The sequence below is a fragment of the Sinorhizobium fredii NGR234 genome (assembly GCF_000018545.1).
Lineage (GTDB): Bacteria > Pseudomonadota > Alphaproteobacteria > Rhizobiales > Rhizobiaceae > Sinorhizobium > Sinorhizobium fredii_A.
On sequence record NC_012587.1, the window covers coordinates 2,352,982 to 2,367,011 of the forward strand.

At 63.7% G+C, this 14,030-nt stretch carries 11 protein-coding genes; 4 read left to right on the forward strand and 7 right to left on the reverse strand.

The window, feature by feature from the left end:
- Nucleotides 1–168: 168 nt before the first annotated feature.
- From tdh to NGR_RS22535, 5 genes are all read right to left on the reverse strand, one after another.
- Nucleotides 169–1,206 (reverse strand): L-threonine 3-dehydrogenase, encoded by a 1,038-nt coding sequence (gene tdh / locus NGR_RS22515; protein ID WP_012708786.1) that lies wholly within the window; start codon nucleotides 1,204–1,206, stop codon nucleotides 169–171.
- Nucleotides 1,207–1,284: 78 nt separating this feature from the next.
- Nucleotides 1,285–2,472: a glycine C-acetyltransferase gene (locus NGR_RS22520; RefSeq protein WP_012708787.1), complete on the reverse strand. Its 1,188-nt coding sequence runs from the start codon at nucleotides 2,470–2,472 to the stop codon at nucleotides 1,285–1,287.
- Nucleotides 2,473–2,645: 173 nt separating this feature from the next.
- Nucleotides 2,646–4,511 (reverse strand): DNA helicase RecQ, encoded by a 1,866-nt coding sequence (recQ, locus tag NGR_RS22525; protein ID WP_164924413.1) that lies wholly within the window; start codon nucleotides 4,509–4,511, stop codon nucleotides 2,646–2,648.
- 235 nt (nucleotides 4,512–4,746) lie between these two features.
- Nucleotides 4,747–6,738, reverse strand: coding sequence for a DNA primase (dnaG, locus tag NGR_RS22530; protein ID WP_012708789.1), 1,992 nt, complete (start codon nucleotides 6,736–6,738; stop codon nucleotides 4,747–4,749).
- A gap of 142 nt (nucleotides 6,739–6,880) precedes the next feature.
- The gene (locus NGR_RS22535) at nucleotides 6,881–7,330 is read right to left on the reverse strand and encodes a GatB/YqeY domain-containing protein (protein WP_012708790.1); all 450 of its coding nucleotides are present in this window, start codon (nucleotides 7,328–7,330) and stop codon (nucleotides 6,881–6,883) included.
- A gap of 324 nt (nucleotides 7,331–7,654) precedes the next feature.
- Here NGR_RS22535 and carA point away from each other — a divergent pair, with 324 nt between their 5' ends.
- Nucleotides 7,655–8,860, forward strand: coding sequence for a glutamine-hydrolyzing carbamoyl-phosphate synthase small subunit (gene carA, locus NGR_RS22540; protein WP_012708791.1), 1,206 nt, complete (start codon nucleotides 7,655–7,657; stop codon nucleotides 8,858–8,860).
- Nucleotides 8,861–9,063: 203 nt separating this feature from the next.
- Here the strand turns inward: carA and NGR_RS22545 are convergent, their stop codons facing one another.
- On the reverse strand, nucleotides 9,064–10,176 hold the full coding sequence (locus tag NGR_RS22545) for an ISAs1 family transposase (RefSeq protein ID WP_012708792.1): 1,113 nt from the start codon (nucleotides 10,174–10,176) through the stop codon (nucleotides 9,064–9,066).
- A gap of 257 nt (nucleotides 10,177–10,433) precedes the next feature.
- Nucleotides 10,434–11,636, reverse strand: coding sequence for a pyridoxal phosphate-dependent aminotransferase (locus tag NGR_RS22550; protein ID WP_012708793.1), 1,203 nt, complete (start codon nucleotides 11,634–11,636; stop codon nucleotides 10,434–10,436).
- Nucleotides 11,637–12,075: 439 nt separating this feature from the next.
- On the opposite strand from NGR_RS22550, the gene NGR_RS22555 reads away from it, so the two are divergent.
- The 3 genes from NGR_RS22555 to NGR_RS22565 all read left to right on the forward strand — a co-directional run bounded on the left by NGR_RS22555 (nucleotide 12,076) and on the right by NGR_RS22565 (nucleotide 14,027).
- Entirely contained in the window at nucleotides 12,076–12,459 is a 384-nt protein-coding gene (locus NGR_RS22555; RefSeq protein WP_012708794.1) for a hypothetical protein, read from the forward strand.
- Nucleotides 12,449–12,643, forward strand: coding sequence for a hypothetical protein (locus NGR_RS22560; RefSeq protein ID WP_012708795.1), 195 nt, complete (start codon nucleotides 12,449–12,451; stop codon nucleotides 12,641–12,643). The genes NGR_RS22555 and NGR_RS22560 overlap by 11 nt, the downstream gene beginning before the upstream one ends.
- A 202-nt stretch (nucleotides 12,644–12,845) precedes the next feature.
- The gene (locus NGR_RS22565) at nucleotides 12,846–14,027 is read left to right on the forward strand and encodes a PQQ-dependent sugar dehydrogenase (RefSeq protein WP_012708796.1); all 1,182 of its coding nucleotides are present in this window, start codon (nucleotides 12,846–12,848) and stop codon (nucleotides 14,025–14,027) included.
- Nucleotides 14,028–14,030 lie beyond the last annotated feature (3 nt).

The following is a 14,030-nucleotide window of genomic DNA, read 5'->3' on the forward strand; positions in this document are numbered from 1 at the left end:
AAAAAGGCCGATCAGCGGGTATTTGCGCTGTCTATCAGCTTTCGCTCAAGATGTAGGTGCGACCTGCCAAAAGACAAGGGCCGCACGTTTTCCGGGGCCGCACGTTTTCCGGCGGGGGCCTATATGCACCAATAATGGCCTGAGCGAGGCGGCGTGAGCAGGTTCGCCTTAAATCCAATCCATCACAACCTTGCCGGAATTGCCGGAGCGCATAGCCTCGAAACCGTCGCGGAACGCATCGATGCCGATCCGGTGGGTGATGACCGGCGCAAGATCGAGTCCGCCCTGGACGAAGGCGATCATCTTGTACCAGGTCTCGAACATTTCACGGCCGTAGATGCCCTTCAAGTTGAGCATCTTGAAGATCACCTTGTTCCAGTCGATCTCGAAGCCGGCCGGTGCAATGCCGAGGATGGCGATCTTGCCGCCATTGTTCATCTTGTCGATCATGTCGCGGAAAGCGGGTGCCGCACCCGACATTTCGAGTCCGACATCGAACCCCTCGGTCATGCCGATCGATCGCATCACATCGGCGAGGTTCTCTTTCGAGGCGTCGACGACATGGTCGATGCCAAGCTTGCGGGCGAGATCGAGGCGCACCGGGTTGATGTCGGTGATCACCACCTTGCGGGCCCCCGAGCGCTTGGCGACCAAGGCACCCATGATGCCGATCGGCCCGGCGCCGGTGACCAGAACATCCTCGCCGACCAGATCGAAGGAGAGTGCCGTGTGCACGGCATTACCGAAAGGATCGAAGATCGCGGCGATCTCGTCCGGCACGTCGTCGGGGATCGTCACGACATTATATTCCGGCAGGCAGACGAATTCGGCGAAGGAGCCCGGCCGGTTGACGCCGACCCCGAGCGTGTTGCGGCAGAGGTGCCCCCTGCCCGCCCGGCAGTTGCGGCACTTGCCGCAGACGATATGGCCCTCGCCGGAAACCCGTTCGCCGACATGGTGCTTGGTGACCGCCGAGCCGACCTCGGCGATCTCGCCCATGAACTCGTGACCGACGACCATCGGCACCGGAATGGTCTTCTGCGCCCACTGGTCCCAGTTCCAGATATGGACGTCGGTGCCGCAGATCGCCGATTTCTTGACGCGGATCAGCACATCGTTCGGCCCGACCTCAGGTACCGGCACGCGTTCCATCCAGAGCCCGACCTCCGGCTTCGTCTTGACCAGCGCCTTCATCATGTTGGTCATTGCAAGATCACTCCTCCGCGTCTCACGCAGCTTTGCCCCTCTCCTCGGGTTAAACCCGAGGAGAGGGGCAAAGCCCACTCAAATCACGCCCAGCTCGCGCCCCACCTCCGCAAACACCGCGATCGCACGACGCACATCCGCCTCGCTGTGCGCCGCCGACATCTGGGTGCGTATGCGCGCCTGTCCTCTCGGCACGACCGGAAAGGAAAAGCCGATGACGTAGACGCCCTTTTGGAGCATGCGGGCCGCCATCTCCTGGGCCAAGGCGGCATCGCCAAGCATCACGGGAATGATCGGGTGCCCCTCGCCGGCCAGCGTAAAGCCGAGCTTCGACATCTCGGCCCGGAAGAGCGCCGCATTCGCGTAAAGCCGTTCGCGCAGGTGATCGCCGTTGTCGATCAGTTCAAAGACCTTGAGCGAGGCGGCAGCAATCACCGGAGCAAGCGTATTGGAGAAGAGATAGGGCCGCGAGCGCTGGCGCAGCCACTCGACGACCTCGGCCCTGGCCGAGGTGTAACCGCCCGAAGCGCCGCCGAGCGCCTTGCCGAGCGTGCCGGTGATGATGTCGACCCGACCTTCGACGCCGCAATGCTCCACCGAGCCGCGGCCATGCTTGCCGACGAAGCCGACCGCATGGCTGTCGTCGACCATGACCATCGCGCCGTATTTCTCCGCCAGATCGCAGACGCCCTCGAGATTGGCGATGATGCCGTCCATCGAGAAGACGCCGTCGGTGGCGATCAGCTTGAAGCGGCTGCCCTCGGCCTTCTTCAACTCCTCTTCCAGCGCCGCCATGTCGTTGTTGGCGTAGCGGAACCGCTTTGCCTTGGAGAGCCGAACGCCGTCGATGATCGAGGCGTGGTTCAAGGCATCCGAGATGATGGCGTCTTCCTCGCCGAGCAGCGTCTCGAACAGCCCGCCATTGGCATCGAAGCAGGAGGAATAGAGGATCGTATCCTCCATGCCGAGAAAGGCGGAGATGCGCGCCTCGAGTTGCTTGTGCTCCTCCTGGGTGCCGCATATGAAGCGCACCGAGGCCATGCCGTAGCCGTAGCGGTCGAGCGCCTTTTTGCCCGCCTCGGCAAGCTCCTCGTTGTCGGCGAGGCCGAGATAGTTGTTGGCACAGAAGTTCAGAACTCTTTCGCCGGACGCCACTTGGATCTCGCCCGCCTGCTTCGAGGTGATGACGCGCTCCGACTTGTAGAGCCCGGCCGTTTTCAGGCCGTCGAGTTCCGAACTGAGGTAGGAAAGGAAAGCAGAGGTCATGGCTGGTCGCTTTCGAGCAAAGGAGTTTGTCTAGACAAATAGCACGACGGCTAACGACGAACAGCAAATTCTCGCTGCATTGTTGAGGTGAAACGCGCCGGATTCAAGCGCCTTCCGCGCCGCCGACGCGGCGCTGCTGGCGCGTCCATGCTAGGAATGCCGGCGTTCTTGGGTCAGCCGCCGTCCTCAAAAGAATCGATCACCGTCAGAAAGGCCTCGCCATAACGTTCCCGCTTGCTTTCGCCGATGCCGGGTATGTCGAGGAGGTCGTCGAAATCGCGGGGTCGCTGCTTGGCGAGCGCGATCAGGGTCGTGTCCGGGAAGACCACATAGGGGGGGACGTTCAATTCCTTCGCGATCGAAAACCGCTCCGCCCGCAGCTTCTCGAAAAGCTCGAGATCGGAGCCGGCCAATTCCGAGCGCTCGCGGGCCGATGTCGATTTCTGGCCGCGGGCCGCCTTGCCGGAACTGGGCCGATCCTTGCGGAAGAACACCTGCCGCTCGCGCTTGAAGACGGCGCGTGCCTCCGGTTCGAGCTTCATGGCACCAAAGGCGGCGTGATCCACCGTGATCAGGCCCGTGGCCAGCAATTGGCGGAAAACCGATTGCCACGTGCGCGCCGGCAAGTCCTTGCCGGCACCGAAGACCGGCATGTCGACATGACCGAAGCGCTCGGTCTTCTCGTTGACGGTTCCCATCAGCACGTCGATGACATGACCGGTGCCGAACCGCTCGCCGGTCCGGTAGACAGCAGCGAGCGCCTTGATCGCCGCTTCCGTGCCGTCCCAGGTCTCGACCGGCTTCAGGCAGGTATCGCAGTGGCTGCAGCGGCCGGAATGCGCCTCGCCGAAATGCGCGAGGATCGCCTGGCGCCGGCAGCCGGCCGTCTCGCAGATCGCCAGCAGGGAATTGAGCTTGGATCGCTCGATGCGCTTGATCTCGTCGGGCGCCCCGCCCTCGTCTATCATGCGCCGCCGTTGGATGACGTCTGCCATGCCATAGGCCATCCAGACTTCCGATGGCAGCCCGTCGCGCCCTGCCCTTCCCGTCTCCTGGTAATAGGCCTCGACCGAGCCCGGCAGGTCGAGATGCGCGACAAAACGCACGTCCGGCTTGTCGATCCCCATCCCAAAGGCGACGGTCGCCACCAGGCAGAGATTTTCCTCCTTCAGGAAAGCGTCCTGATGACGATCGCGCAAAGCCCGATCCATGCCGGCGTGATAGGGAAGCGCACGGATGCCTTGCTCGCTCAGCCACTCGGCCGTGTCCTCGACCTTGGCGCGCGACAGGCAATAGACGATGCCGCTCGAATCCTTGAAGCGCGACAGGAAGCGCAACAGCTGCTGGCGCGGCTGGTCGCGTTCGACGATCTCGTAGGCGATGTTCGGCCGGTCGAAGCTCGAGGTGAACACCCGCGCGCCGCCAAGCGCCAGCCGCTCGATGATGTCGTCGCGCGTATGGTGGTCGGCGGTGGCCGTCAGCGCAATGCGCGGCACGCCGGGAAAACGCGACGCAAGGCAATCAAGGCCGCGATACTCGGGTCGAAAATCGTGTCCCCACTGGGAGACGCAATGTGCCTCGTCGATGGCGAAGAGCGCGATGTCCATGTCGCCGATCATCTCGGCGAAGCCGTCGGTGACAGCACGCTCCGGCGTGACGTAGAGCAGGTCCAGTTCATCCGCCGCAAGCGCACGACGGACGGCGATCGCCTCGTCGCGGGTCAGGGAAGAGTTGAGCCCGGCAGCGCGAATGCCAAGCTGCTTCAGCGCCTCCACCTGATCGCGCATCAGGGCAATCAGCGGCGAGACGACGATGCCGACGCCCTTGCGGCATAGCGCCGGTATCTGGAAGCAGAGCGACTTGCCGGCCCCGGTCGGGAAAAGCACGACCGCATCACCGCCCGCCACCACCTGTTCGATTACGGCCTGCTGCTGGCCGCGGAAGGCGGAATAGCCGTAGATACGTTTGAGAATGTCGAGGGGATTGACGATGCCTTGCGGCTCGAACAGGCGTGCGGTGGTGTTGGGCGTTTCAGGCATGGAATGGCTTTCGTCGGGTGCAGTATGAGAAAAGTTGGATGAAAACGGACAAGAGTTGACTTGCGCCTCATCTGTAGCTTTGCCCCTCACCCTAGCCCTCTCCCCGCAAGCGGGGCGAGGGGGCAACCGCGTGTGCGCTCCATTGACGGTCGCCTCCCACTCCGGAGGCGGAAAATGGGGCAGTGCGAGCGCCCGCGAGCCGGCAGGCGGATGAGGGGCAATTCGCGAGAGGGCATCACCGCGCCGCCGGCCCCTTGACCCGCCCCGAAAGCACCCCGAAGCCTTCGATGATCGCTTCCTGGTTCTCCAGCCGCGTCACTTCCAACTGAACCTCCTGAAGCGTGCGCAACAGTTGCGGCACGGCCTCGATATCGCCTTCCTCGGTTGCATACGCGAGCTCCCTTTCGAGCTCGCGACGCTGCCAGTTGAGCGCCTTGGTGCGCTTGTGCAGCGCCAGCGCCTGCAGGTAACCCTCGCGCGCATCTTCGGGCGCGGCCGCCGTCGTCGCGGTCCATAGCCGCGCATAGCGGATCTGCTGGTCGAGCGCGCCGATCAGGACGCCGAAGCCCTCCGTTTCCAGTTGTTCGACGAGCCCTTCCCGTGTCAGCCGAGGTCCGTTCGTCGCTGCCGCGTTCAAAACCGCCGCCCAGCAGCGCTGCAGATCGCGATGATCGAATTCGATCGTCGAGATCTCGTCATATTCGTCGAAAAGCAGTTGCGGGTGGTTGACGATCGTCAGCGCGAGTACGCTTTCGCGCAGCAAGGGCACAGCCTGCTGGCCACTGACAAGAGAGGAGCGCGCCAACCGGTCGGAAATCGTGGTCGGGCCGGCGTTTCGGTCGGCGCCGGCCTGGCGAAAGCCGCCGCCTTGCCGTCCGCCGCGATCTCGCCCGCCCCGCTCGAACGGCCGCCGTTCACTCCTGAACGGCGCACTGCCCTGCAAAAAGGCATTCAGCCGGTCGCGCATGTCCTGGCCGTAATGGCGGCGCACGCTCTCGTCGCCAACGACCGAGGTCACCTGCCGCAGCCGCGCTTCGAGCTCGGCGCGTTTTTCCGGCGTGTCGAACCCGCCGCCCTGTACCTCGCGCATCCAGACCATGTCGGCCAGCGAGCGGGCATTGGCGAGCACCTTGTCGAACGGCTCGCGCCCTTCATGGCGGACGAGATCGTCCGGGTCCTTGCCGTCTGGCAGCATGGCGAAACGGACCGAACGGCCGGGCTTCAGATGCGGCAGCGCCAGATCGACGGCGCGGTTGGCCGCCCGGATGCCGGCACCGTCGCCGTCGAAGCAGAGCACCGGCTGCGCCGTCATCTTCCAGAGGAGATCGAGCTGATTCTCGGTGAGCGCCGTGCCAAGCGGTGCCACGGCATTCTCGAGACCCGCCTGGTGCAGCGCGATCACGTCCATGTAGCCTTCGACGGCGATGATCGTTCCTGTTCCGTCCGCACCCTGCGAGGCCCGCCTTGCCCTGGCGAAATTGAAGAGCACGTTGCCCTTGTGGAAGAGCTCGGTCTCGTTGGAGTTCAGGTATTTGGCCGGCGCATCGGCCGACATCGCCCGCCCGCCGAAGGCGATCACCTTCTCGCGCGCCGAGAGGATCGGAAACATGATGCGGTCGCGAAAGCGGTCGTAGGAGACCGGAACGTCCGGCCCATGCACGACGAGCCCACAGGCCTCGATCTGCTCCTTGCCGACGCTCTTGCCGGCGAGGAACTCCTTCAGCGCATTGCGGCTGTCCGGCGCAAAGCCCAGCCGGAAAGTCTCGATCGTGCGGCCGGTCAGTCCGCGTTCACGCAGATAGGCGCGTGCCTTCGCCCCCGTCGCGGCCTGGAGCTGGTCCTGAAAGAACTGCGTCGCCAGTTCCATGACGTCGAGAAGACTCGTTCGCTCCCTCTCCCGCCGCTCCGCCTGCGGATCGGGCTGCGGCATCGGAACGCCCGCCATATCGGCGATCTGCTGCACCGCTTCGGGGAAGCTCAGACCCTCGAGGTCGGTCAGGAAACGGAAATGGTCACCGGAAACGCCGCAGCCGAAGCAATGATAGCGGCTCTTGCGGTCCTCGCAATGAAAGCTCGGCGACTTCTCGCCGTGAAAAGGGCAACAGGCCCAGTAGTCGCCGCGCGACACATTGGTCTTGCGCCGGTCCCAGGTGACACGCTTGCCGATCACGTCCGAAATCGGGACGCGGTCGCGGATCTCGTCAAGGAAGGACGGTGAAAAGCGCATGAATACCTCTGGCCAGCTTCCATATAAGCGGCATGGCTGGAGGAAGCCACCGTTCCCCATCGATCTTGCCCGCTTTTCACAGGCGGCCATCGAAGAGGATGGGAACTGAGGCGCCGCCGCGGATCAGGCGCGGCGCAGTGGACTACTTCAACAGTTCCTTGATGATGCCGGAAGCTTTTGCGAAATCCATTTGGCCGGGATAGCGCTCCTTCAGCGCATTCATGACCTTGCCCATGTCGCGCAGCCCCTGGGCGCCCGTTTCCTGGATGATCGCGACGCAGAGTTCCCTCACCTTTTCCTCGGAGAACTGCTCGGGCAGGAACTCGTTGATGATGGAGATTTCCTGCCGCTCCTGCTCGGCGAGTTCCGGGCGGCCGCCCTGATCGTAGATACGTGCCGATTCTTCGCGTTGCTTGATCATCTTGGCGAGGATCTGCATGATCTCGTCGTCGCCGGCCGGCCCCTTGCTTTGGCCGCGGTTGGCGATGTCGCGGTCCTTGATGGCCGCCTGGATCAGCCGAACGGTCGAAGTGCGTCGGCTATCCTTGGCCTTCAGCGCTTCCTTCAGGGCATTTGCGAATTGCTCGCGCATCTCTTTCTCCATGCCGAAGCCGGCCCGCGCTGCCTGCGGGCGGAGCCGTTCCTTGCCTTATTGTCGTCGCCGTCTTAAACCAGTGCGGCAGGTACAATCAAACCTAATACGCAACTGTTTGAATTATAACGAACTTTATTTCCGGACAATTCACCGCGGCCGGTTGACCCGGTTAACGCCTTTGTCTATTTTCCGGCACCTGCACGAACATCGGCATGAACCTCTTTCTCGCGGGGCTTCCGCGCGCCATGCCGCATGCAATTTGAAATGGGGCTGAACCGACCGGCTTGAAGCCGCGCCTTCCGCCGCAACGGGATAGGAACGATGACCGCGACACCCGCATGGACAACCCAGAAACCCACCGCTTTGCTCGTTCTGGCCGACGGCACGGTGATCGAAGGCAAGGGCATCGGCGCGACCGGCAAGGTTCAGGCCGAGGTCTGCTTCAACACGGCGCTGACCGGCTATCAGGAAATCCTCACCGATCCCTCCTATCTCGGCCAGATCGTCACCTTCACCTTCCCGCATATCGGCAACATCGGTGCCAATGACGAGGATATCGAGGATCTGACGCCTGCCGCCCGCCACGGCGCCGTCGGGGTGATCTTCAAGGCCGATATCACCGATCCCTCCAACTACCGGGCTGCCAAGCACCTTGACGCCTGGCTGAAGGCGCGCGGCGTCATCGGGCTCTGCGGCATCGACACGCGGGCGCTGACCGCCTGGATCCGCGAGAACGGCATGCCGAACGCGGTGATTGCCCACGACCCGTCCGGCGTCTTCGACATCCAAACGCTGAAGGCGGAAGCGAAGGCCTGGAGCGGTCTGGTTGGGCTCGACCTGGCCAAGGTCGCGACCTCCGGTCAGTCCTACCGCTGGAACGAGAAGCCTTGGGCATGGAATGAGGGCCACGCCACACTTGGCGAGACCGAAGCGGCCTATCACGTCGTGGCGCTCGACTATGGCGTCAAGCGCAACATTCTGCGCCTCTTCGCCGGCCTCGATTGCCGGGTCACGGTCGTTCCGGCCGCGACGAGCGCTGACGAAGTCCTGGCGCTCAAGCCGGACGGCATCTTTCTCTCGAACGGCCCGGGCGACCCGGCCGCCACCGGCGAATATGCGGTACCGGTGATCAAAAACCTGCTGAAGAGCGACATCCCGGTCTTCGGCATCTGCCTCGGCCACCAGATGCTGGCGCTGGCGCTTGGCGCCAAGACCGAGAAGATGCATCAGGGCCACCACGGCGCCAACCACCCGGTGAAGGACCACACGACCGGCAAGGTCGAGATCGTCTCGATGAACCACGGCTTCGCGGTCGATTCGAAGTCGCTGCCGGAAGGTGTTGAAGAGACTCACATCTCGCTTTTCGACGGCACCAATTGCGGCCTGCGCGTCAACGGCAAGCCGGTCTTCTCGGTCCAGCACCATCCGGAAGCCTCGCCGGGCCCGCAGGACAGCCATTATCTGTTCCGTCGCTTCCTCAACCTGATCCGCGAGAAGAAGGGCGAACCGGCGCTCGCCGAACGCTGAGAGCAATCGCGCCCGTCTGGCTGCCAGAGGAGACAACCCCCTCTGGCCTGCCGGCCATCTCCCCCACAAGGGGGGAGAATACGCGCGGCTGCCGATCGCTCGGACCGAAACGCGCCTACAAGCGGAACCCTGACGCCTACAAGCGGACCCTCAATTGAAGCCACAGAGGGCGCCCCGTCGATTCTCCCCCCTTGTGGGCAGGGCTATCGCATATGAGTAAAGAACTCATGGAAGAAATCTCTGTTCCAGTTTACGCGGCGCATTTTGCTTGCGATGGGCTTGTCGAGTGGGTGGGCCGCCAAGATGTCGCGCGCCAGCCTGCGGATGACGGCAAGATTTTGCGGGGCATTGTCCTTGCGGCTGCGGGCGTCGTCTTCGTGGAAGACGACGTCGAGGCTCCAGTGCAATTGGTTCTCGATCGTCCAGTGGGCGCGCACGACCTCGGCGAGCTTGTGAGGCGCAAGTACTTTGGAGAGGGCGATATAGCGCACGGAGGTCACCGCCCTGCCGTCGGCGCCCTGCCGCGTGGCCTGGATGCGGCCGATCGCCTTCAGACCGGGAAAGGCGGGCGCTTGCTTGAACGCCTTGAGTGGCAGGACGCTGGCGCGGCGGGTTTCGAGGCGGCCGTGGCCGGTCTCGCGGGTCTCGTGGAAGGCGAGGTCACCGGCCGCGTCGGCCGCCACGAAGCCGGCTTCGGCGCAGGCAAAGAGCCGGCCGCGATTGGCCTTGAGCGCCAGGGCATAATGCGCCTTGCGCCCGATCAGCGCCTTGGCCGTGTCGGGGCGGCAATGCAGCGCGTCCGCCGTGACGATGCAGCCCTTCAGGTCGATGCTCTTCAGCAGCGCCAGCGTTGCGGCGACCTCGTCGGAACCTTCCGCCCGTTTGGTCGCCACCGACAGCCGCGTCTCGGCATCCCAGACGCTCACCATCACCGGCGGCATGAAGGCGCGTCCCTTTTCATAGCCGCGCCGCAACGCCTTGCCGTCGACCGCCACCACACCGCGCGGGCGCGGGCCGAGGCCCAGCCCCTGGCGCAGCGCCGCCAGAAAGGCGCCGAGCGCCCGCGCCAGTTCGTCCGGGTCGATGAGCCGGAAGATGCGGCTGAAGGTGTCGTGGCTCGGGCAGCCGTGCCGGAGCGTGACGATCTCCTTCAGTTCCGCTTCCCGGCCCTCGACGAATTCTGCGATCTCCACGCAGTTCTTCGCCCCGCAGAGCGTCGCCGCCAGCGCCAGAAACAGCAGCTCGGCCAGATCATGCCGCGCATTGATGTCGCGCGGATCATGTATTTCCCGTAAAATCGACAGAGCAAACGGCATCAAGGCGCCCTCGTAAAAGAGAAAGCCTTCCAAGAATCCATTCAAAGCTTCCTGGCAATACCTAATACTGATATGCGATTCCCCTGCCCTTGTGGGGGAGATGGCCGGCAGGCCAGAGGGGGTATTGCCGCCAGCCCCGTCATATCCGAAGAGAATGTCGTAGGCTCAACCCGTTAGCATCTCGCCCTGACTCGAAATCTGAACATGAAAGAGCCCGCCGCAAAGGGCCGGCTCTTCATCAGTGATAATCGCTGCGCTTACTTGCAGGCGCCGCAGAAACGCTGGATGCGGCGGCAAGCCTCTTCGAGGAGTTCCTCGGAGGTCGCGTAGGAGATGCGGAAGTTCGGGCCGAGACCGAAGGCCGAACCGTGCACCACAGCAACGCCTTCCGCTTCCAGAAGTTCGGAGACGAAATCCTCGTCGGTCTCGATGACCTTGCCCGATGGCGCGGTCTTGCCGATCAGCCCGGCGCAGGAGGGGTAGACGTAGAAGGCGCCTTCCGGCGTCGGGCAGGCGATGCCCTTGGCCTGGTTCAGCATCGAGACGACGAGATCGCGCCGGCCCTGGAAGATCTCCTTGTTGCGCGCGATGAAATCCTGCGCGCCGTTCAGCGCCTCGACGGCGGCCCACTGCGCGATCGAGGTGGCACCCGAGGTCTGCTGGCCCTGGATCATGTCCATCGCCTTGATGAGAGCCAAGGGGCCGGCGGCATAGCCGATGCGCCAGCCGGTCATCGCATAGGCCTTGGAAACGCCGTTCATCGTCAGGGTACGGTCATAGAGGCCGGGCTCGACCTCGACCGGCGTTGCGAACTTGAAGTCGCCATAGGTCAGGTGCTCGTACATGTCGTCGGTCAGCACCCAGACATGCGGGTGTTTCATCAGGACGTCCGTCAGCGCCTTGAGTTCGTCATGCGAATAGGCCGCGCCCGACGGGTTCGAGGGCGAGTTGAAGACGAACCACTTGGTCTTCGGGGTGATCGCCTTGTCGAGATCCTCGGCCTTGAGCTTGAAGTTGTTCTCCTGCTTCGTCGAGACGAAGACCGGCGTGCCGCCGCAAAGCGCCACCATTTCCGGATAGGAGACCCAGTAGGGCGCCGGGATCACGACTTCATCGCCCGGGTTGAGCGTCGCCATGAAGGCGTTGAAAAGAATCTGCTTTCCACCGGTGCCGACGATCGTCTGGGCGGCAGTGTAGTCGAGGTTGTTCTCGCGCTTGAACTTCTTGGCGATCGCTTCGCGCAGTTCCGGGATGCCGGAAACCGGCGTGTACTTCGTCTCGCCGCGGTTGATCGCGTCGATCGCCGCCTTCTTGATGTTGTCCGGCGTGTCGAAATCCGGCTCCCCTGCTCCGAGGCCGATGACGTCACGGCCTTTCGCCTTCAGCTCGCGGGCTTTCTGCGAAACGGCAATGGTGGCGGAGGGCTTTACACGGGAAAGGGCATCGGCAAGGAAGGCCATGGTGTGAGGTCCTGATCGTTTCGAAACGGGCGTGAGACGCTACGGAACGGAAGACCGGGCTCCATAGCGGTTAGGTCTATGTCGAAAGACGTCCGGTCTTGCAAGCGTTCGGCTGAGAAAAATACCCGTAAGGCCGCGCAAAATGCGTCACCATGACAAAGTTTCATCAGAACGATCACGAACGCCCATGGGATGACGGCCGTCCGCCAAGGGCGGCGACCAGCCGGGGCGGTCGTCTCGCCAAGGTTCCCAGACCCGACGCGTAGGAACTATCGACCGCAACGCTGCGGCTTAGAAAATCGGCGCGCCCACGAGTTTTTGCATCGCCTTTGTTTCGCCACAATAACTGTCGCAGAGCGCCGCAATTCCGTCCTTCAAGAGCCGATTTCCGGGCGTCATCTCACAGGGGTGCGAACGCAGTGGCATCATGGGGGTCGCTATGTTTCTCGACGACGAAATCGCTTCGACGCGTACAGGCCGCAACGAGGCCCGCTGGGGATTTTATCTCGCGCTGGCGGCTCTCGCAGTCTGCATGGTGATGATCTTTGGACTGGTGGTCGAGACGTCGGCCCAGGCGGCGGAGCCGGAACAGCAATCCGGCGCGGCAGCAAAGCTTGCCATGCTGGTCGTTGCCGACCCCGCCTCGGCGGCTCCGTCGGGGCCGGTCGGGCTCGATAGACCGCAAATGCCGACGGAAGGTGACCGGCAGATCCTCGCCGGCGCGACGCTGCTCGCCGCCGCCCTCACGGCCGGCACCACTTTTGTCGTCGGCAGCCAGGTCGCCGCGTTCAGCAGGGCGAGAAGCAGACGCCATGGCCGATAACGAAGACGACCTGCCTGGACAACGCGCCGGTTTCCTTGCCCGGCTGTCGGCCACCGAAACGATCATCGTGGCGATCATCGCCATGGTTGCCCTTGCCGGCTTGATGCTGATCGGCAAGGATTTTTACATGAAAGCCAAGAGCGAGCATTTCGCAGCGGAGAAGCAGCTCACAAGCAGCAGCTAGGGGTCAATATCGAGCCCTTCTGACGCCGCGCCTTCAAGGAAGCGGCACTCCCGCGCGTTGCCGCCCGCACCCGCGATAAAGCCGTTTTGATCGAATTTGACTTGAAGCAACGGCGGCTGAGTACCAGTTTCTTTCCTGAACGGAAAAGAGCGGCCGAATCTGCTTCAGCAGGCTTGCCGCCGCGTTAGGAGTGTCGAATCGCATGCGGCCCGGGCAGTGGACAAGAACCAAGCTAAGCCAGATCGGCGCGGCGCTCGCCCTGCCCCTGGCCGCAGCCTCGTTCCTGTCGGTCGCCCTGCCTGCCGCTGCTCAACAGGTCCGGGAATTCCAGACGCAGACGGGAACCCTCCTTGTCGAGACACTGGCGGGCGGGCTCCAGCACCCCTGGGCGGTCGAAGTCATGCCGGACGGCGCACTGATCATCACCGAACGGCCAGGACGCCTGCGCATCCTCCGTGACGGCAAGCTCTCCGCTGCGGTAAAAGGCGTTCCGGACGTCGCCGAACATGGCCAGGGCGGCCTGCTCGACATTGCGCTCGACCCGCAATTTTCCGCCAACCGCGCCCTGTACCTCACCCTCTCGGCCCGCGGCGACGGCGGCTACGGCACCGTTCTGGTGCGGGCGACGCTCTCCGCCGACCAGCGGAGTCTGACGGATGTGCAGGAAATCTTCCGGATGAGCCGGTTCACGCGGGCCGGCCAGCACTTCGGTTCGCGCATCGCCATTGATCGCGACGGCAGCCTTTTCTTCGGCATTGGCGACCGGGGCGATGGCGAGCGCGCCCAGGATCCGCGCGACCACGCCGGCGCCATCCTGCACATCAATGCCGATGGTTCCATCCCCGCCTCCAACCCTTATCGTGTCGGTACCGAGGGCCGTCCGGAGATCTGGTCGAAGGGGCACCGCAACCCCCAGGGCATTACCTTCGATCCGGCCGACGGCAAGCTCCTGACCGTCGAGCATGGGGCACGCGGCGGTGACGAAGTGAACAACCCGCAACCGGGCAAGAACTACGGCTGGCCGCTGATCACCTACGGCAAGGACTATTCCGGCGCGGAGATCGGTGAAGGGACGGCCAAGGACGGCTTGGAGCAGCCTCTTTACTACTGGGATCCCTCGATCGCTCCCGGCGCGCTCGCCGTCTATCGCGGCAGCATGTTTCCGGAATGGAACGGCAACCTGCTGGTCGCGGCGCTGAAATACCAGTTGCTGGCGCGCCTGGAGCGAGACGACACCGGCGCGATCACGTCCGAGGAACGGTTGTTCGATGGCGAGTTCGGCCGCATCCGCGATGTGGTCGTCGCGCCGGACGGTGCGCTGCTCATGGTGACCGACGAGCAGAATGGAGCCGTTCTCCGGGTCTCGAAGGCGCCGACCCAGTGAGGC

Coding starts and splice junctions, on each gene's coding strand:
- tdh (WP_012708786.1), bottom strand. CDS start 1,206: ATGACCAACATGATGAAGGCGCTGGTCAAGACGAAGCCGGAGGTCGGG.
- NGR_RS22520 (WP_012708787.1), bottom strand. CDS start 2,472: ATGACCTCTGCTTTCCTTTCCTACCTCAGTTCGGAACTCGACGGCCTG.
- recQ (WP_164924413.1), bottom strand. CDS start 4,511: ATGCCTGAAACGCCCAACACCACCGCACGCCTGTTCGAGCCGCAAGGC.
- dnaG (WP_012708789.1), bottom strand. CDS start 6,738: ATGCGCTTTTCACCGTCCTTCCTTGACGAGATCCGCGACCGCGTCCCG.
- NGR_RS22535 (WP_012708790.1), bottom strand. CDS start 7,330: ATGCGCGAGCAATTCGCAAATGCCCTGAAGGAAGCGCTGAAGGCCAAG.
- carA (WP_012708791.1), top strand. CDS start 7,655: ATGACCGCGACACCCGCATGGACAACCCAGAAACCCACCGCTTTGCTC.
- NGR_RS22545 (WP_012708792.1), bottom strand. CDS start 10,176: ATGCCGTTTGCTCTGTCGATTTTACGGGAAATACATGATCCGCGCGAC.
- NGR_RS22550 (WP_012708793.1), bottom strand. CDS start 11,636: ATGGCCTTCCTTGCCGATGCCCTTTCCCGTGTAAAGCCCTCCGCCACC.
- NGR_RS22555 (WP_012708794.1), top strand. CDS start 12,076: ATGTTTCTCGACGACGAAATCGCTTCGACGCGTACAGGCCGCAACGAG.
- NGR_RS22560 (WP_012708795.1), top strand. CDS start 12,449: ATGGCCGATAACGAAGACGACCTGCCTGGACAACGCGCCGGTTTCCTT.
- NGR_RS22565 (WP_012708796.1), top strand. CDS start 12,846: ATGCGGCCCGGGCAGTGGACAAGAACCAAGCTAAGCCAGATCGGCGCG.